We start from the raw sequence: 17,445 nt of genomic DNA on the forward strand, positions 1-17,445 counted from the left end.
GTCGGCACTTGTCCACGCGCACGGTCTTCCCGGCGTCACCCTACCGCCTTGACCCGGGCTATTCACCCGATGAATAGTCGACCCATGTCCACGCCGCACGTCCTGCTGGGCCTGCTCGCGACCGGCCCGGCGCACGGGTACGACCTCAAGCGGGCGTACGACGCCCGGCTGCCCCGGACCAGGCCCCTCGCGTACGGGCAGGTCTATGCCACCCTCGGCCGGCTCACCCGGGACGGCCTGGTCCGGGCCGCCGGCACCGGGCGGGGGGCCGGGCCGGAGCGCACCACGTACGCCGTCACCGACGCCGGCCGGGCCGCGCTCGCCGCGTGGCTGGACGACGTCGAGCCGCCGGCCCCGTACGCCGCCGGGGCACTGCTGGCCCGGGTCGTCGTGGCGCTGCTCACCACCGACCCGGCCCGGGCCCGCGCCCACCTGGGGCGGCAGCGGGCCGCGCACAGCGCCCGGCTCCGCGAGCTGACCGCCCGCCGGGGCGACCCGGCGACGGGGCCGGGGGAGCGGATGGCCGTCGACCACGCCATCCTCCACCTGGACGCGGACCTGCGCTGGATCCAGCACACGACGGCCCACCTCGCCGACCTCGCCGCCGAGATGAACCCCGAACGCGTCGGCGGGGAGGGGTAGCGGTGGCTACGACCATCGGGGAATTGCCTGGTCGCTGCCCGTTGGGGACGCCGCCCGGCCCGGCTCCGGCCGGCGGCGGTCGCGGATGGACGGTGGTCGACGTCCGGGTGTATCACCGGAGAGTTCGGGATGTGATGACGATCAGGGGATTTACCTGGCAGGGGCGTGTGCCGTAACGTTGTGAATACCTACCAACTCCGGGGAGTTACTCCACCGCCCCTGAAGAGTCGCTGAGCCTGGCCGCGCTTGGTGAACGGGAACCGCAGCGAGGGTGCTGCGGGCACCGCGAGGCAGTGAGCTGACGTACCCGGCGTGAGGTCCGGGGGGTGATGGTAATGGCAGTCCTCACCGTGATCCGATTGAGCGAGGCGGCGCTGATCTGGGCCGACCGTCCACTGGGTGCCGCTGTGAGCCGGCAGCTCGATACCGCGCTGCAGAACCTGCTCGACGAGGGCGTCTCGCCCTTGGTCATCGACCTCGTCCGCGTGACGGCGATCGACACCGCCGTGGTCGAGGTACTCGCCCAGGCCGCCGAGGATGCCGGCCAACTCGACCTGGCGCTGCACCTGCGCCTGCCGGGGGGCCGCCGCGCGGTCGTCCGGGACGAGGTGGAACTCCGTCACGCCATCTCCCAGGCCTATCCCCGCGCCGCCTGACCCACCCCACCCACCACGCCGGGAGGTGGGAGGGGGAGGCGCGGCGCGCCGACCGGTCAACAAGGGGTGGGGTACCGAATCAGGCCCTTATTCGGTACCCCACCCCTTGTTGGTCTTGGCGGTCGCGCGGGGATGTCGGAAAGGTGACTGCGGCGCCGCGCGGGGGGCGGCAGCGTGGGGGCGTGGTCAGGGGGGCGCGGGTACCCGCGGGGTTGCGCGGGCGGCCGTTTCGGGGGCGGGACGCGGTGGCGGCGGGGCTGCTGACGCGGCGGATGCTGGGCGGCGGGAGCTGGCGCCGGCTGCTGCCGGACGTGTACCTGCACCGGGACGCCGTCCTCGACCACCGCACCTGGATCGAGGCCGCCGCGCTGCTGCTGCCCGCCGGCAGCGCCGTCGCCGGGTACAGCGCCGCCCACCTCTGGGGCGTCGACGTCCTGCCCCGACCGCCGCGCCCGGCCGGCGAGCCGGTGACCGTGATCGTGCCCGTGCCGCGCGGGCTGCCGGCCGAGCGGGTGCGGGAGTGGCAGCGCCGGCTCGAACCCGGCGAGGTGACCACGTTCGCCGGGCTGCCGGTGACCACCGGGCTGCGGACGGCGTTCGACCTGGGCCGGGAGGAGCCCGCCGTCGGGGCGCTGGCGGCGGTCGAGGCGCTGGCGTACCGGCGGGTGGTGCGCCTCGGCGAGCTGCGGGAGCTGGCCGCGCGGCGGCGCGGGTGGCCGGGCGCGGGCCGGCTGCGCTGGGTGTGCGCGCAGGCGTACCCGGGGGTCGGGTCGCCGATGGAGACCCGGCTGCGGCTGCTGCTGCGGGCCGGCGGGCTGCCACGCCCGCGGGTGCAGTACGAGGTGCGCGACCCGGGCGGCCGGCTGCTCGGTCGGCTGGACCTGGCGTACCCGCGCGAGCGCCTCGGCGTGGAGTACGACGGCGGCCACCACCGGGCGCGCGCGACGCTCCGCGGCGACCCGGAGCGCCTGAACGCCCTCCGGGTCGCCGGCTGGACGATCCTCCGCTGCACTCCGCTGGACCTGTCCGACCCACCCGCCCTGACGGCCCGCGTGGCCACCCTCCTGGGCCGCACCACCCCGCCGCCCCGCTGACCAGCGGCCGCGGCGTGGGGTCAGGCGAGGTCGAGGCGGTCCAGGGTCCAGGCCGACATGAAGGCCTCCTCGCGCCACGCGTCGTACCGGCCCGACGGACCGCCGTGGCCCGCGCCCATCTCCGTCCGGAGCAGGTACGAGCCCTCCGGGGCCCGGGCCCGCAGCCGGGCGATCCACTTGGTCGGCTCCGTGTACAGCACCCGGGTGTCGTTCAGCCCGCTCATCGCCAGGATCGGCGGGTACCGCCGGGCCGCCACGTTCTCGTACGGCGAGTACGACTTCATGTACGCGTACACCTCGGGGTCGGCCAGCGGGTTGCCCCACTCCTCCCACTCGACGACGGTCAGCGGCAGCGACGGGTCCAGGATCGAGGTCAGCGGGTCCACGAACGGGACCTGCGCGAGGATCCCGGCGAACGCCTCGGGCGCCAGGTTCGCCACCGCGCCCATCAGCAGCCCGCCGGCCGACCCGCCGCGGGCGACCAGCCGGGACGGCGACGTCCAGCCGGCGTCGGTCAGGTGCCGGGCGCAGGCGACGAAGTCGGTGAAGGTGTTCTTCTTGGCCAGCAGCTTGCCGTCGGTGTACCAGTGCCGACCCAGCTCGCCGCCGCCGCGCACGTGCGCGACCGCCCAGACCACCCCGCGGTCGAGCAGGGAGAGCCGGGCGATGGAGAACCACGGGTCGACGGACGACTCGTAGGCGCCGTAGCCGTAGAGCACCGCGGGCGCCGAGCCGTCCCGGGCGACGCCGCGGCGGGCGACGATCGAGATCGGGACCCGGGTGCCGTCGTCGGCGGTGGCCCACTCGCGGTGCTGCTCGTACGCGGTCGGGTCGAAGTCGCCGAGGACCGGGGTGCGCTTGCGCAGGGTCAGCTCGCGCTCGGCCAGGTCGTAGTCGTACACCGACGCCGGCGTGACCAGCGAGGTGTAGCTGAGCCGGATCGCGCCGGTGCGGTACTCGGGGTTGCTGGTCAGGCCGACGCTGTACAGCGGCTCCGGGAACGTGATGTCCCAGCTCGCGGTGCCGTCGACCGGCAGCACGCGCAGGCCGGTCAGGCCGTCGGCGCGCAGCGAGACGACCAGGTGGTCGTGGAATGCGTCGACGCCCTCCAGCCGGGTGCCGGGGTGGTGCGGGATCAGCTCGGTCCAGTCGGCCGGCGCGTCGGCGGAGGTGTAGGCGAGCGCGAAGTCCTCGGCGCCGTCGTTGTGCAGGATGAGGAAGCGGTGGCCGTGGTGGTCGACGCTGTACTCGATGCCCTGCCGCCGCGGCGCGATCACGGTGGGCGGCGAGGCGGGGGCGTGCGCCGGGATGGCCCGGACCTCGCTGGTGGTCTTGCTGTGCAGGTCGATGAGGATGAACTTCTCCGACCGGGTCAGGCCGACCCCGGCCCAGAACCGCTCGTCCGCCTCCTCGTACACCAGCGCGTCGGCGTCGTTCTTGGTGCCGACCTCGTGCCGCCACACCCGGTACGGGCGCCACTGCTCGTCCACGGTCAGGTAGAACAGCGTGCCGCCGTCCGCCGACCAGGCCGACCCGTACGCGGCGCCGGGGATCTCGTCGGGCAGCACCTCGCCGGTGGCCAGGTCCTTGATCCGCAGGGTGAACCGCTCGTTGCCGACGAAGTCGGTGGAGTAGGCGAGCCGGTTGCCGTCGGGCGAGACGTCGTACGTGCCGAGGGCGAAGAACTCCTGCCCGGCGGCGAGCACGTTGCCGTCCAGCAGGATCTCCTCGCCGGCCAGCGGGCCGCCGTCGGTCAGCGGCGGGTCCACCTCGCCGGCGGCGACCGCGCGGCGGCAGTGGATGCCGTACTGCTTGCCCTCCTCGGTGCGGCTGTAGTACCACCAGTTGCCGATCCGCGCCGGGACCGACAGGTCGGTCTCCCGGGTCCGGGCCTTCAGCTCGCCGAACAGGGTCTCGCGCAGGCCGGCGAGGTGGGCGGTGGCGGCGTCGGTGTACGCGTTCTCCGCCTCCAGGTACGCCCGGGTCTCGGGGCGCTCCTTGGCGGCGAGCCAGGTGTACTCGTCCTCGACCCGGTCGCCGTGGTACTCGCGGATGGACGGTTCGCGGTGCGCCACGGGCGGGGTGGCGGCCTCTCGACTGCTGGTCACCCTGTGCACGTTACCCGTACACCGCGCCCGGCCCCGGCCGGTTGCCGGCGCGCGCCCGCGCGCGCCGGGGCGCCCGCGCGCGGGCGCCCCGGCGGTGGGTCAGCGGACCTCCAGCGAGTCCCCGGCGAAGCCGGCGCACCGGTACTGCACCCACACCCGCAGCTCCTTGCCGCGGTCGCCGACGGTGGCGCAGCGGCCGTTGAAGTCCTGCGTGGTGAGGTAGATCCAGGACGGCCGGGCGGTGCCCGTGGGCGTGAACTGGATCTCCAGGTCGTCGCCGGTGAAGCCGGACCGGACGCTGTGCCGGGACCACAGCCCGGCCGCGCGGCCGTTGCTGCCGGCCTCGGCGGCCTTGCCGAAGTCGAACGTGCCGAGCAGGGTGAGCCGCGGCGCGGCGGGCGCCGCGGCGGCGGGGGCGAGGGCGACCCCGGCGGCGAGGGCGGCCGCGGCGGCGATGCGGGTGGTCGGAGCGATCACGTGGTGCCTCCTTGTGGCAGACGCACTTGTGGCAGGCGCGGCCGCATCCCCTGCGCGGCCGCCGGCCCAACGTAGGGCCGTCCCCAGTGGACGGCCGTGAGCAACGTCACGTATGAGAATGTTTCGGCTACCCGGTCGGCGGAGTCCGGCCGGACGACCGGTGGCGCCCGCGGCGGCCCGTAGGGTGGCGGCATGGAGCGCGTCGAGTTCGCCCGGGTCGGGCCGCCGTCGGTGCTGCGGCTGGTCGATGCGCCGACGCCGGTACCGGGGCCGGGCGCGGTGCTGGTCCGGGTGCGGGCGGCGGGGGTGCAGCCGTACGACGTGAAGGTCCGCCGCGGCGACCTCGCCGTGCCGCTGCCGTACTGCCCCGGCAACGACCTCGCCGGCACCGTCGCCGCGGTCGGCCCGGACGCGGCCGGGTGGGCCGTCGGGGACGAGGTGCTCGGCTTCGTCGACAGCGGCGGGTACGCCAGCCACGCCCTCGTGCCCGCCGACCGGCTGGCCGCCCGCCCGGCCGGGCTGGACCCGGTCGCCGCCGGCGCGCTGTCGGCGTCCGGGCAGACCGCCGACCTGGCGCTGGACGCCCTCGGCGTGGGCCCGGGCGAGACCGTGCTCGTGCACGCGGCGGCCGGCGGGGTCGGGACGATGGCGGTGCAGCTCGCCGTCGCCCGCGGCGCCGCCGTGATCGGCACCGCCGGCCCGGCCAACCACGACCACCTGCGCGCGCTGGGCGCCACCCCGGTCGCGTACGGCGAGGGGCTGGCCGAGCGGGTGCGCGCGGCCGCGCCCGGCGGGGTGGACGCCGCGCTGGACGCGGCCGGGCGGGGCGCGCTGGCGCCCTCGCTCGAACTGGTCGCCGACCGGGACCGGGTGCTGACGATCGCCGACTTCGCCGGCGCGGCCGAGCTGGGCGTGCGGACGCTGCGCGGCGCGCGCACCGGCGCCCGGCTGGCGAGGCTGGCGGCGCTGGCGGCGGCCGGGGAGCTGCGGGTGGCGATCCGGGCGACGTTCCCGCTGGCCGAGGCCGCGGCGGCGCACGCGCTGGTCGAGGCCGGCCACGGCCGCGGCAAGGTGGTCCTCCTGCCGCCGGCGTGACCCCGCCGCGCCCCGCAGCGAGCGGCGGGCGGTCGGTCAGCGGACGGTGAGCAGGCTGCGCAGGCCGGTGATGTCCAGGGTGCGGAGCAGGTTGCCGCTGACGTTCGTCAGCACGAGCACCGAGCGGGCGGCGGTGATCCGGCGGTTCAGCAGCATCAGCGTGCCGAGGCCGAGGGAGTCGCAGAACGTGACCCCGCCGAGGTCCAGCACGATCCGGCCCGGCCGTTCGCGCAGTCCCTCCTCCACCACGCGGGACAACTCGGGCGCCGACAGCATGTCGAGTTCACCGACGATGCGGAGGGTCAGCGCACCGGATTCGTCACGCGCGGTAGCGATATGCAGCCCGGGGCGGTTCATCCACCCCACGGTAACCGGGGTCGCGGCGGACCGCGCGGCGAGAGGGGGCCGCCCGGGGCGCTGTACCGGCCCCCGGGCGGCGCTGTCAGAATGGCCGGACTGTGAGTGAGACACGCGTCGCGGCGCCGCCGTACCCGGCCGATGCGCCCGTTTCCCGGGACCTGTTCGACCGCGCCCGCGCCCTGGTGCCGGGCGGGGTGAACTCGCCGGTGCGCGCCTTCGCGGCGGTCGGCGGGACGCCCCGTTTCATGGTCCGGGGGGCCGGGCCGTGGCTGTACGACGCGGACGGGCGTCGATACGTCGACTTCGTCAACTCGTGGGGCCCGCTGCTGCTCGGCCACGCCCACCCGGCCGTGGTCGAGGCCGTGCGCGCCGCCGCCGGGGACGGGACGAGCTTCGGCGCCCCCACCCCGGCCGAGGTCGAGCTGGCCGCCGAGCTGGTCGAGCGGACGCCGATGGAGCGGGTCCGGCTGGTCTCCTCCGGTACCGAGGCGACGATGTCGGCGATCCGGCTGGCCCGCGGCTGCACCGGCCGTACCAAGGTCGTGAAGTTCGCCGGCTGCTACCACGGGCACGTCGACGCGCTGCTCGCCGCCGCCGGCTCCGGCGTGGCCACCCTCGGCCTGCCGGACACCCCCGGCGTGACGGGCGCGGCCGCGGCCGAGACGATCGTGCTGCCGTACAACGACCTGCCGGCCGTCGAGGCGGCGTTCGCGGCGCACGGCGACGCCATCGCCGCCGTGATCACCGAGGCGGCGCCGGGCAACATGGGCGTGATCCGGCCGCTGCCGGGGTTCAACGCCGGGCTGGCCCGGCTCGCGCACGCGCACGGGGCGCTGCTCATCGTCGACGAGGTGATGACCGGGTTCCGGGTCCACCGCTCCGGCTGGGCCGGCCTGGAGCCGGTGGACGCGGACCTGTGGACGTACGGCAAGGTCATGGGCGGCGGCCTGCCCGCGGCGGCGTTCGGCGGCCGGGCCGACCTGCTGGACCGGCTCGCCCCGGCCGGCCCGGTGTACCAGGCGGGGACGCTGTCCGGGAACCCGCTGGCCTGCGCCGCCGGCCTGGCCACGCTGCGGCTGGCCGACGCCGCGGTGTACGGCGCCCTGGACGAGCTGGCCACGATCACCGGCCGGCTGGCCGGCGAGGCGCTGACGAAAGAGGGCGTGCCGCACACCGTGTCCCGGGCCGGGAGCATGTTCTCGGTCTTCTTCACCGCCGACCCGGTCACCGACTACGCCGGCGCCCGCGGGCAGCGGGCCGACGCGTTCCGGGCCTTCTTCCACGCGATGCTCGCCGGCGGGGTGTACCTGCCGCCGAGCGCGTTCGAGTCCTGGTTCGTCTCCGCGGCGATGGGGGAGGAGGCGCTGGACGCGTACGCGGCCGCCCTGCCCGCCGCCGCCCGGGCCGCCGCGGCGGTGGTCGGCGCATGACGACCACGCTCGTGCACGTGCTGCGCCACGGCGAGGTGCACAACCCGGAGAAGATCCTGTACGGCCGGCTGCCCGGCTTCCACCTCTCCGAGCTGGGCGTGCAGATGGCCCGGGCGGCCGCCGAGCACCTGGGCGGGCGGGACGTCACGTACGTCGTGGCCAGCCCGCTGGAGCGGGCCCGGCAGACGGCCGAGCCGTTCGCGGCCGCCTTCGCCCGGGACATCACGGTCGACGACCGGCTGATCGAGAGCGCGAACTGGTTCGAGGGCAAGCGCGTCTCCGTCGGCGACGGCGCGCTGCGCGACCCGCGCAACTGGTGGGTGCTGCGCAACCCGGCCACCCCGAGCTGGGGCGAGCCGTACGCCGACATCGCCGACCGGATGGCCGCCGCGCTGTTCGCCGCCCGGGACGCCGCCAACGGCCACGAGGCGGTGCTGGTCTCGCACCAGTTGCCGATCGAGATCCTGCGCCGCCGGATGCAGCGCCGCCGGCTGTGGCACGACCCGCGCCGCCGGCAGTGCGCGCTGGCGTCGCTGACGACGTTCCGGTTCACCGGCACCGCGCTGGCCGGCGTCGACTACGCCGAGCCGGCCGCGCACCTGGTCGCGCTGTCGGCGGCCCCCTCGGCCAAGGGCGCCTGAGCCCCGTGGCCGCCCCGACCCGGACCCACCCCGCGGCGCCCGCCGCCGGGCCGGTCCGCGCCGCGGCGGCCGCACCACCCCGGTCCGCCCCGCGTCGCGCGGCGCCCGCGGGGCGGCGGCGGGCGGTCGCGGCCGGGGCGGCACTCGCGGTGGTCGCGGGCCTGGCCGGGTGCGGCGGTACGCCCGCCGAGGCCCGCTGCGCCACCGACCCCGGCGGCTGGGTCCGCTGCGCGGCCGACGCCCGGACGCCCGCGCCGGACCTGCGCGGCGAGCTGGTCGGCGGCGGCACGTTCGACCCCGCCGCGGTGGCCGGGAAGGTCGTCGTCGTGAACTTCTGGGGATCCTGGTGCGCCCCCTGCCGGGCCGAGGCCGACGACCTCGAACAGACGTACCGGGCCGTCCGCGGCGCCGGGGTGGCCTTCCTCGGCATCAACGTCCGGGACGAGCGGGACAAGGCGCGCGCGTTCGAGCTGGGCCGGGTCACCTACCCGAGCCGGTACGACCCGGCCGGGCGGCTGGCGATCGGCTTCGACCTGCCGCCCAACGCCGTACCGGCCACCGTCGTGCTGGACCGGCGCGGCCGGGTCGCCCGGCTGCTGCGCACCGGCGTGCAGCGGGCGGCGCTGGAACCGGTGGTCCGCGAGATCGCCGCCGAGGCGGCCTGATGGGCGAGACGTTCGCCGGTACCGTCCAGGGCGGCCCGCTGCTGCTCGCGCTCGCCGCGGCGGCCCTGGCCGGGCTGGTCAGCTTCCTGTCGCCGTGCATCCTGCCGCTGGTCCCCGGCTACCTGTCGTACGTCACCGGGCTGGCCGGCGCCGACCTCGACGCCGCGCCCCGCCGCGGCCGGGTGCTGCTCGGGACGGGGCTGTTCGTGGCCGGCTTCGCGGCGGTGTTCGTGCCGCTGGCCGTGGTGTTCAGCGCGGTCGGCCGGTTCCTCGCCGCGCACCAGCGGGCGCTGGAGGTCGGCGTCGGCGCGCTGATCGTGCTGCTCGGCGTCGCCTTCCTCGGCCTGCTGCCCGGCACCGGCGGGCAGTGGCGGCTGACCCGGCTGCCGGCGGCGGGGCTGCTGGGCGCGCCGGTGTTCGGGGCGGTGTTCGCGCTGTCCTGGACCCCGTGCGTCGGGCCGACGCTCGGCGCCGTGCTCGGGCTGGCCACCACCACCGGCGCGGCCGACCGGGCGGCGCTGCTGGCGGTCGCGTACTGCCTCGGGCTGGGCCTGCCGTTCGTCGCGTTCGGGCTGGGCTTCCGGCGGGTGCTCGGCGCGTTCCGCCGGCACGCCCGGACCGTCACCCGGGTCGGCGGCGGGCTGCTCATCCTGGTCGGGCTGGCGCTGGTCACCGGCGGCTGGGGCGCGTTCGTGATCTGGCTGCGCGGGGCGTTCGGGGTGGGCGGGGTCGGGCTGTGATCCCGTTCCTGCGCCACACCTGGCGCCAGCTCACCAGCATGCGGACGGCGCTGATCCTGCTGTTCCTGCTCGCCCTCGCGGCCGTGCCGGGCTCGCTGCTGCCGCAGAAGAGCGTCAAGATCGAGGACGTCGAGGGGTTCGCCCGGCGGAACCCCGACGCCGCCCGCTGGCTGGACCGGGTGTGGGGGTTCGAGGTGTTCACCTCGCCCTGGTTCGCCGCGATCTACCTGCTGCTGTTCGCCTCGCTGGTCGGCTGCATCCTGCCCCGGGCCGCCGAGCACTGGCGGGCGCTGCGGGCGGCGCCGCCGGCCGTGCCCCGGCACCTGGACCGGCTGGCCGCGCACGCCGCGCCGGCCGACGTGCCCGGCGCGCCCGCGGACGTCGCCGACCGGCTGCGCCGGGCGCTGCGCCGCGGCCGGTGGCGGGTCGCCGTGCGGCCCGGCGACGACGGGTCGGTCGGGGTCAGCGCGGAGAAGGGGTACCTGAAGGAGACCGGGAACCTGCTGTTCCACACCGCGCTGATCGCGGTGCTGGCCGGCGTGGCCGTCGGCTCCTGGTACGGCTGGCACGGCAACCGGCTGCTCGTCGTCGGCCCGGACCACGCCTTCTGCGACACCGTGCAGCAGTACGACGAGTTCGCCCGCGGCCCGCGCGTCGACCCGGCGGCGCTGCCGCCGTTCTGCGTCGAGCTGACCGGCTTCACCGCGCGGTACCACGACACCGGGCTGCCGGCGACGTTCCGGGCGACGCTCGCGGTCGACGGCGACGGCGGGCCGCGCCGGGAGGAGCGGGTGGCGGTCAACGACCCGCTGCGGCTGCGCGGCGCGAACGTCTACCTGCTCGGCCACGGCTTCGCCCCGGTCCTGCGGTACACCGACCGGTACGGCCGGGCGCAGACCACCGCGGCGCCGTTCCTGCCGATCGACGACAACTCCACCGGCGAGGGCGCGGCCAAGTTCCCGGACGCCAACGTCGACCCGCGCACCGGCGCCCGGGACCCGCGGTTGCAGGTGGCGTTCGAGGGGCTGTTCCTGCCGACGGTGCCCGAGCAGCCGCCGTTCGTCCGGTCGGCGTTCCCGGAGGAGCGGGCGCCGGGCGTGATGCTGTGGGCGTACCGGGGCAATCTCGGCGAGGACGCGGGCATCCCGGGCTCGGTGTACCGGCTGGACAAGAAGGTCGTCGCCAACGGCGGCCTCAAGCAGGTCGGCGAGCCGAAGCTGCTGCGCCGCGGCGAGGCGTGGACGCTGGACGACGGCAGCCGGGTCGAGTTCCTCGGCAGCCGGCGCTGGGTGACCGTCTCCGTCCGGCACGACCCCGGCCAGGTCCCGGTGCTGGTCGGCGTCGGGGTGGTCCTGGTCGGGCTGATGGGCTCGCTGTTCGGCCGGCGGCGCCGGGTGTTCCTGCGGGTCACGCCGGGCGCGGGCGGCAGCCGGGTCGAGGCCGGCGGGCTGCCCCGCACCGACTACCCTGGCTTCGCCGACGAGTTCGCACAGGTGGTTGCCGGCGCCGTCGGGTCACCGGACCCGGGGCGGGGCGGCCGGGGAGGGGCCGACTGATGGCCGAACTGTCCGACCAACTGCTCGTGGCGACGATCCTCGCGTACCTGGCCGCGATGATCGCGCACGCGACCGAGTACGCGTTCGGCCACCGCAGCGCCGTCGGCCGGGCCGCCAACCGGGCGGCCGCCCCGGCCCCCGCCCCGAGCGCGACGGCCGGCGGCGGCGCCGCGACCGCCGTCCTCGAAGCGCCGCCGGCGCCGCCCGCCGAACGGCGCGGCCTCCCGCCGGCCCGGGCCGAGAAGTGGGCCGGGCACGCCGCGGTGCTGCTGACCGTCGGCGCGGTGCTCGCCCACGCCGGCGTGCTGGTCACCCGCGGCCTGGCCGCCGGCCGGCTGCCCTGGGGCAACATGTACGAGTTCGCGGTCGCCACCACGCTCGTCGGCGCGGTCTGCTGGCTGGTCGCGCTGGCCCGCCGCCCCGGCCTGCGGCACCTGGGCCTGTTCGTCGCGCTGGCCAACGTGCTGCTGCTCGGCGCCGCCGGGATGGCCGCGTACACCGCGGTGAAGCCGCTGGTCCCGGCGTTGCAGTCGGCCTGGTACGTGGTGCACGTCTCGACGATCATCGTCGCCTCCGGGCTGCTCATGCTGGGCGTGGTGCCGGCGGCGATGTACCTGATCCGCGACGGGTACGAGAAGGGCCGGTACCGGTTCCCGTACTCGCTCGGGCCGCGGCTGCCGCGCGCGGCGGACCTGGAGCGGCTGACCTTCCGGCTGCACGCGTTCGCGTTCCCGATCTGGACGTTCGCCGTCGCCGCCGGGGCGATCTGGGCCGAGTCGGCCTGGGGCCGGTACTGGGGCTGGGACCCGAAGGAGACCTGGGCGTTCATCTCCTGGGTCGTGTACGCCGGGTACCTGCACGCCCGGGCCACCCCGTACGTCCGCCGCCGCACCGCCACCTGGATCGCCGTCCTGGGCTTCGCGACGATGCTGATGAACCTGTACGGCGTCAACCTCTTCTTCTCCGGCCTCCACTCCTACGCCGACGCGGGCTGACCCGCCCGCACCCGGAGCGCCGGAGGGGAGGGCCGTGCAACCGGCCGACGAAGAGCGGTTCCGGGAGTTCGTGGCGGCCCGGTCGGGGGCCCTGCTGCGCAGCGCGTACCTGCTCGTCGGCGACCGCGGCCGGGCCGAGGACCTGGTGCAGACGGCACTGGTGAAGACGTACGCCGCCGGGCCGCGCTCGCGCGACACCGGCGCGCTCGAAGCGCAGGTGCGCCGGACGATGGTCACGACGGCGACGTCGTGGTGGCGCGGCCGCCGGTACCGGGAGCAGCCCGTCCCGGACGCACCCGCCGCGGTCGTCCCGGACGCCGTGGAGGCCGTGGCCGAGCGGGACGCGCTCTGGCGGGAGCTGCTGCGCCTGCCGGTCAAGCAGCGGGCCGTCCTGGTCCTGCGCTACTACGAGGGGCTGACCGAGGCGGAGATCGCCGACGTCCTCCAGGTCTCCCGCGGCACCGTCAAGAGCCACGCCTCGCGCGCCATCGCCGCGCTGCGCGCGAAGCTGACCGAGCCCTGTCCGGAGGTGGCGGCGTGAACGACGAGCGGGGGATCGGCGTCGACGTGGCGGGCACGCTGGCCCGGCGCGCCGCGGCCTGGCCGGGCCCGGTGGTGCTGTCCGCGGACCGCGTGATCGCCGCCGGCCGCAAGCTGGCCGTGCGCCGCCGGGCGGCCGCCGCGGCGGCCGGCGTCGCCGCGCTGGGCGTCGCCGCGGCCGGCGTCGGCGTGGTCGCGCACGAGCTGCGCGGCGCGGGCGGCACCGCGCCGGTGCGGCTGGACGTGGTCCGCGGCGGCGCGATCGAGCCGGCCGGCGGGCCGCCGGTGCCGCTGCCGGCCGGCGCGGCGGTGCGCGCGCTGACCCGGCTGCCGGCCGGCGGCTGGCTGGTGCGGTACCGGCCGGACGGCGCCGGCGCCGACGAGCTGGCCCGGCTGTCCGCGGCGGGCACCCTGACCGCGCTCGGCGCGGTGCGCGACGCCCGGGCCAGCGCCGACGGCGCGCACGTGGCCCTGCTCGGCCCGGCCGGCCCGGTCCGGGTGCTGCGGCTGAGCGACCTCGCGCCGGTGGCGAACCTGGTCGTCCGGCCCGCGCCGGCCGCGCCGGTGGAGCTGGCCCGGTTCGCCGGCGACTGGCTCGCCCTGCGCAGCCCGGCCGGCGGCGGCGCGGTCGCCGTCCGGCTGTGGAACTACCGGACCGGCGTGGTCCGCGACGGCGGCGCGAGCGCCGCGTTCGACCTGGCCGCCGGCTGGATCGCCCGCCGGATCGACGGCCCGGCGTGGCCGGCGGACGGCGCCTGCCTCCAGGTCGTCCCGGTGGCGGCCGTCGAGCCCGGCTCGGGCCTGTGCCATCCGCGGCTGCGGGTCGCGGGGGCGCCGCTGCGGCTGTCCCCGGACGCCCGCTGGCTGACCGCGCCGGCGGCGGACGACGCGGGGGCGGGGCCGCCCGGGCCGGTGCTGCTGCGGGTGGCGGACGTGCGGGCGGGGCGGTGGCAGCCGGTGGCGGCGCTGTCGGCGGGGGACGAGGTGGTGCAGTGGGTGGACGCGGAGCGGTACCTGGTGCGGCGGGCGGCGGGGCGGTACGTGGTGTGTGACGCGGCGGCGGCCTGCCGCCCGCTGGCGACCCCGGATTCCGGCTCCCCCGTCATCGCCGCCGCCCCCGGCCTGGGCGACCTGTAGCGACCGGTCCGGGCTGGCACTGCCGCTGCGACGGGGTCGGGGTCGGGTGGGTGCGTCGGTGCGGGAGGATGGGTGGATGGCCCGTGGTTTCCCGTACGCCGACCTGCCCGAGTTCCTCCGCGCCCTGGACACCGCCGGCGAGCTGCACCGGGTCCGCGTCCCCGTCGACCCCACGCTGGAGATCAGCGAGGTCGTCACCCGGACCGTCCGCGCCGGCGGCCCCGCGCTGCTGTTCGAGAAGCCGACCCGGGGCGACATGCCGGTGGCGATCAACCTGTTCGGTACCGAGCGGCGGATGGCGCTGGCGCTGGGCGTGGACTCGCTCGACGAGGTCGGCGACCGGATCGGGGCGCTGGTCAAGCCGGAGCTGCCGGTCGGCTGGTCCGGCATCCGCGAGGGGCTGGGCAAGGTCCTGCAACTCAAGGCGGTGCCGCCGCGCAAGGTGAAGGGGGCGGCCTGCCAGGAGGTCGTCTACCGCGGCGGCGACGTCGACCTGGACCGGCTGCCCGGCCTGCAGGTGTGGCCCGGCGACGGCGGGATCTTCCACAACTTCGGCCTGACCCACACCAAGCACCCCGAGACCGGCAAGCGCAACCTGGGCCTGTACCGGCTCCAGCAGCACTCCCGGAACACCCTCGGCATGCACTGGCAGATCCACAAGGACTCGACCGCGCACCACGCCGTCGCCGAGCGGCTGGGGCAGCGGCTGCCGGTGGCGGTGGCGTTCGGCGCCGACCCGGTGGTGACGTACGCGGCGACGGCGCCGCTGCCCAGCGACATCGACGAGTACCTGTTCGCCGGCTTCCTGCGCGGCGAGCGGGTGGAGATGGTCGACTGCCTGACCGTGCCGCTGCAGGTGCCGGCGTCGGCGCAGGTCGTGCTGGAGGGGTACCTGGAGCCGGGCGAGCGGCTGCCCGAGGGCCCGTTCGGCGACCACACCGGCTTCTACACCCCGGTGGAGCCGTTCCCGGTCCTGCACGTCGAGGCGATGACCACCCGCAAGCGGCCGATCTACCACTCGATCGTCACCTCGCAGCCGCCGCAGGAGGACCACGGGCTCGGCAAGGCCACCGAGCGGATCTTCCTGCCGCTGCTCAAGCTGCTGATCCCGGACATCGTCGACTACGACCTGCCGGCGGCCGGGGTGTTCCACAACTGCGTGATCGTGTCGATCCGCAAGCGGTACCCGAAGCACGCGCAGAAGGTGATGAACGCGATCTGGGGCGCGCACCTGCTGTCGCTGTCCAAGCTGATCGTGGTCGTCGACGAGGACTGCGACGTGCACGACTACGCCGAGGTGGCGTTCCGCGCGTTCGGCAACGTGGACTACGCCCGCGACCTGCTGCTCACCGAGGGTCCGGTGGACCACCTGGACCACGCCTCGTACCAGCAGTTCTGGGGCGGCAAGGCCGGCGTGGACGCGACCCGCAAGCTGCCCACCGAGGGGTACGGCCGGGGCTGGCCGGAGCCGATGGCGATGGCGCCGGAGGTGGCGGCGCTGGTGGACAAGCGCTGGCGCGAGTACGGCATCCCGGACCGCCGTTGACCGCCCCGGCGCACCCGCGCGACCCGAGCCCGCCGGCCCGCCGGTGACGGCCGCCCCGCCCGACTGGACGGCAGAGGTGCTGGCGCTGGTCGACGCCGACCGGCGGGCCGCCGGCCGGGCGGACGGGCCGGTCGTGCGCGAGGTCGACGCCGCCGGGGACTGCCGGATCACGTACGCCGCCGTACCGGCCGCCGGGCTGCCCGCCCTGATCGCGGCCGAGGCGCGGCGGGCGGACGCGGGCGGGTACGCGCTGGAGTGGAAGGCGTACGGCCACGACCCGGTCGAGCCGGGGCCGGCGCTGCTGGCGGCCGGCTTCGCGGCGGGGGAGCCGGAGCGGCTGCTGGCGCTGCCGCTGACCCCGGCGGCGCCGGCCGCCTTCCCGACGGCCGGCCACGACCCGCACCGCCTCACCCTCCCGCCCGACCCCGCACCGCCCGCGCCCGCCGCCGGGCTCGCGGAGGTCGTGGCGGTGGCCGTCGCCGTCGGGCGGGCCGACGCCCGGGCCGAGGCCGAGCGGCTCGCCGCGCTGCTGCGCGCCGACCCCGCCGCCCTCAGCGTCTGGGTCGACCGGGTCGGCGGCGCGCCCGCCGCGAGCGCCCGGGCGCACTACCCGCCCGGCTCGGCGCTGGTCGAGCTGGCCGGCGGCCGGACCGTGCCGGCGTACCGGCGGCGGGGCTGCTTCACCGCCCTTGTCGGGGCGCGGCTGGCCGAGGCGCTGGCGCGCGGCCGGCGGTACGCCGTGGTGGACGCGCTGCCGACGTCCGCGCCGACGCTGCTGCGCCGCGGGTTCCGCGAGGTCGGCGGCACCCGCCCGTACACCTACACCCCGGCCCGCTGAGCGCCCGCGGTACCCCGTCCGGGCGCGGCGGGTCCCGCACGGAAGACTGAGGGGCGTGACAGCGGTGAGGGCGTTCCTGCGTTTGGTGGCGATCGAGCACTCGGTGTTCGCGCTGCCGTTCGCGTACCTGGCGGCGGTGACGGCCATGCGGCCCGGGGTCGACTGGGGGGTGCTCGCCCTGGTCACGCTGGCGATGGTGGGCGGCCGGACGTTCGCGATGGCGGCGAACCGGATCATCGACCGGCACATCGACGCCCGCAACCCGCGCACGGCCGGGCGGGAGCTGGTGACCGGCGCGGTGAGCGTCCGGACGGCGTGGCTCGGCGCCGGGGCGTCGCTGCTCGTCCTGCTCGGCGCGGCCGCCGCGCTGAACCCGCTCTGCCTGGTGCTGGCCCCGCTGGCGGTGGCGCCGCTGGTCGTCTACCCGTACGGCAAGCGGTTCACCGACTGGCCGCACGCCATTCTCGCGCTGGCCCAGCTCGTCGCGCCGGTCGGCGCGTGGCTGGCGGTGACCGGTACGTTCGCCGGCTCCGGCCCGGCCTGGGTGCTCGGGCTCGCGGTGGCGCTGTGGATCGGCGGCTTCGACCTCATCTACGCCTGCCAGGACGCCGAGGTGGACCGGCGGATCGGCGTGCGCAGCGTCCCGGCGCGGTACGGCGTCCGGTTCGCGCTGGTCGCGTCCGCGGTGGCGCACGTGGTGACGTTCGCGCTGTTCGTCTGGTTCGGCGCGCTGGCCGGGCTGGGCTGGCTGTGGTGGATCGGGCTGGCGCTGGCGGGGGCGGCGTTCGCGTACCAGCACGTGGTCGTCACCCCGACCGACCTGTCCCGGGTGAACCGGGCCTTCTTCACCGCCAACGGCTTCGTAGCTATTGCCCTTTTTGTCTTCGCCCTCGCGGACATCCTCCTGCGCGGCTGACTCAGCCCC

At 76.6% G+C, this 17,445-nt stretch carries 18 protein-coding genes; 15 read left to right on the top strand and 3 right to left on the bottom strand.

Annotated elements, in window-relative coordinates:
* Positions 1-84 precede the first annotated feature (84 nt).
* The 3 genes from IEY94_RS12850 (at position 85) to IEY94_RS12860 (ending at position 2,392) form a co-directional block, all read left to right on the top strand.
* Positions 85-642, top strand: coding sequence for a PadR family transcriptional regulator (locus IEY94_RS12850; protein ID WP_189170383.1), 558 nt, complete (start codon positions 85-87; stop codon positions 640-642).
* 335 nt (positions 643-977) lie between these two features.
* A complete protein-coding gene (locus IEY94_RS12855) occupies positions 978-1,298 on the top strand; it encodes an STAS domain-containing protein (RefSeq protein WP_189170384.1) in 321 nt (106 codons plus the stop codon).
* A 245-nt stretch (positions 1,299-1,543) separates the two neighbouring features.
* Positions 1,544-2,392, top strand: a complete 849-nt coding sequence (locus IEY94_RS12860; RefSeq protein ID WP_189170385.1) for a type IV toxin-antitoxin system AbiEi family antitoxin — start codon at positions 1,544-1,546, stop codon at positions 2,390-2,392.
* A 20-nt stretch (positions 2,393-2,412) separates the two neighbouring features.
* On the opposite strand, the gene IEY94_RS12865 is transcribed toward IEY94_RS12860, so the two are convergent.
* Positions 2,413-4,500 carry a S9 family peptidase gene (locus tag IEY94_RS12865; protein ID WP_189170386.1) on the bottom strand — a complete coding sequence of 696 codons (2,088 nt, stop codon included), beginning with the start codon at positions 4,498-4,500 and terminating at the stop codon, positions 2,413-2,415.
* 99 nt (positions 4,501-4,599) lie between these two features.
* The gene (locus IEY94_RS12870; protein ID WP_189170387.1) at positions 4,600-4,977 is read right to left on the bottom strand and encodes a hypothetical protein; all 378 of its coding nucleotides are present in this window, start codon (positions 4,975-4,977) and stop codon (positions 4,600-4,602) included.
* Positions 4,978-5,169: 192 nt separating this feature from the next.
* On the opposite strand from IEY94_RS12870, the gene IEY94_RS12875 reads away from it, so the two are divergent.
* Positions 5,170-6,072, top strand: coding sequence for an NADP-dependent oxidoreductase (locus IEY94_RS12875; protein WP_189170388.1), 903 nt, complete (start codon positions 5,170-5,172; stop codon positions 6,070-6,072).
* Positions 6,073-6,108: 36 nt separating this feature from the next.
* Here the strand turns inward: IEY94_RS12875 and IEY94_RS12880 are convergent, their stop codons facing one another.
* On the bottom strand, positions 6,109-6,429 hold the full coding sequence (locus tag IEY94_RS12880) for an STAS domain-containing protein (protein WP_189170389.1): 321 nt from the start codon (positions 6,427-6,429) through the stop codon (positions 6,109-6,111).
* A gap of 101 nt (positions 6,430-6,530) precedes the next feature.
* Between IEY94_RS12880 and hemL the strand changes: the two genes are divergently transcribed.
* The 11 genes from hemL (at position 6,531) to mqnP (ending at position 17,436) form a co-directional block, all read left to right on the top strand.
* Positions 6,531-7,862: a glutamate-1-semialdehyde 2,1-aminomutase gene (gene hemL / locus IEY94_RS12885; RefSeq protein ID WP_189170390.1), complete on the top strand. Its 1,332-nt coding sequence runs from the start codon at positions 6,531-6,533 to the stop codon at positions 7,860-7,862.
* Entirely contained in the window at positions 7,859-8,503 is a 645-nt protein-coding gene (locus IEY94_RS12890; protein ID WP_189170391.1) for a histidine phosphatase family protein, read from the top strand. The genes hemL and IEY94_RS12890 overlap by 4 nt, the downstream gene beginning before the upstream one ends.
* Before the next feature lie 149 nt (positions 8,504-8,652).
* Positions 8,653-9,168 carry a TlpA family protein disulfide reductase gene (locus IEY94_RS12895; RefSeq protein ID WP_189170634.1) on the top strand — a complete coding sequence of 172 codons (516 nt, stop codon included), beginning with the start codon at positions 8,653-8,655 and terminating at the stop codon, positions 9,166-9,168.
* Complete coding sequence (locus IEY94_RS12900; protein ID WP_189170392.1) at positions 9,168-9,908, top strand: cytochrome c biogenesis CcdA family protein; 741 nt, start codon at positions 9,168-9,170, stop codon at positions 9,906-9,908. Before IEY94_RS12895 ends, IEY94_RS12900 begins: the two co-directional genes overlap by 1 nt.
* Positions 9,848-11,464 (top strand): cytochrome c biogenesis protein ResB, encoded by a 1,617-nt coding sequence (gene resB / locus IEY94_RS12905; protein WP_373291286.1) that lies wholly within the window; start codon positions 9,848-9,850, stop codon positions 11,462-11,464. Before IEY94_RS12900 ends, resB begins: the two co-directional genes overlap by 61 nt.
* Positions 11,464-12,459 (top strand): c-type cytochrome biogenesis protein CcsB, encoded by a 996-nt coding sequence (gene ccsB / locus IEY94_RS12910; RefSeq protein ID WP_189170393.1) that lies wholly within the window; start codon positions 11,464-11,466, stop codon positions 12,457-12,459. The genes resB and ccsB overlap by 1 nt, the downstream gene beginning before the upstream one ends.
* A 34-nt stretch (positions 12,460-12,493) precedes the next feature.
* Positions 12,494-13,000, top strand: coding sequence for a SigE family RNA polymerase sigma factor (locus IEY94_RS12915; RefSeq protein ID WP_189170394.1), 507 nt, complete (start codon positions 12,494-12,496; stop codon positions 12,998-13,000).
* On the top strand, positions 12,997-14,136 hold the full coding sequence (locus IEY94_RS12920) for a hypothetical protein (RefSeq protein ID WP_189170395.1): 1,140 nt from the start codon (positions 12,997-12,999) through the stop codon (positions 14,134-14,136). The genes IEY94_RS12915 and IEY94_RS12920 overlap by 4 nt, the downstream gene beginning before the upstream one ends.
* Before the next feature lie 76 nt (positions 14,137-14,212).
* Positions 14,213-15,682 (top strand): menaquinone biosynthesis decarboxylase, encoded by a 1,470-nt coding sequence (locus IEY94_RS12925; protein WP_189170396.1) that lies wholly within the window; start codon positions 14,213-14,215, stop codon positions 15,680-15,682.
* A 43-nt stretch (positions 15,683-15,725) separates the two neighbouring features.
* The gene (locus IEY94_RS12930; protein WP_229783774.1) at positions 15,726-16,520 is read left to right on the top strand and encodes a GNAT family N-acetyltransferase; all 795 of its coding nucleotides are present in this window, start codon (positions 15,726-15,728) and stop codon (positions 16,518-16,520) included.
* A 46-nt stretch (positions 16,521-16,566) separates the two neighbouring features.
* Positions 16,567-17,436: a menaquinone biosynthesis prenyltransferase MqnP gene (mqnP, locus tag IEY94_RS12935; protein ID WP_189170637.1), complete on the top strand. Its 870-nt coding sequence runs from the start codon at positions 16,567-16,569 to the stop codon at positions 17,434-17,436.
* The last annotated feature ends 9 nt before the right edge of the window (positions 17,437-17,445 follow it).

Origin of the sequence: Pilimelia anulata, assembly GCF_014647895.1 — a bacterium.
GTDB lineage: Bacteria > Actinomycetota > Actinomycetes > Mycobacteriales > Micromonosporaceae > Pilimelia > Pilimelia anulata.

Coding starts and splice junctions, on each gene's coding strand:
- IEY94_RS12850 (WP_189170383.1), top strand. CDS start 85: ATGTCCACGCCGCACGTCCTGCTGGGCCTGCTCGCGACCGGCCCGGCG.
- IEY94_RS12855 (WP_189170384.1), top strand. CDS start 978: ATGGCAGTCCTCACCGTGATCCGATTGAGCGAGGCGGCGCTGATCTGG.
- IEY94_RS12875 (WP_189170388.1), top strand. CDS start 5,170: ATGGAGCGCGTCGAGTTCGCCCGGGTCGGGCCGCCGTCGGTGCTGCGG.
- IEY94_RS12880 (WP_189170389.1), bottom strand. CDS start 6,429: ATGAACCGCCCCGGGCTGCATATCGCTACCGCGCGTGACGAATCCGGT.
- IEY94_RS12890 (WP_189170391.1), top strand. CDS start 7,859: ATGACGACCACGCTCGTGCACGTGCTGCGCCACGGCGAGGTGCACAAC.
- IEY94_RS12900 (WP_189170392.1), top strand. CDS start 9,168: ATGGGCGAGACGTTCGCCGGTACCGTCCAGGGCGGCCCGCTGCTGCTC.
- ccsB (WP_189170393.1), top strand. CDS start 11,464: ATGGCCGAACTGTCCGACCAACTGCTCGTGGCGACGATCCTCGCGTAC.
- IEY94_RS12925 (WP_189170396.1), top strand. CDS start 14,213: ATGGCCCGTGGTTTCCCGTACGCCGACCTGCCCGAGTTCCTCCGCGCC.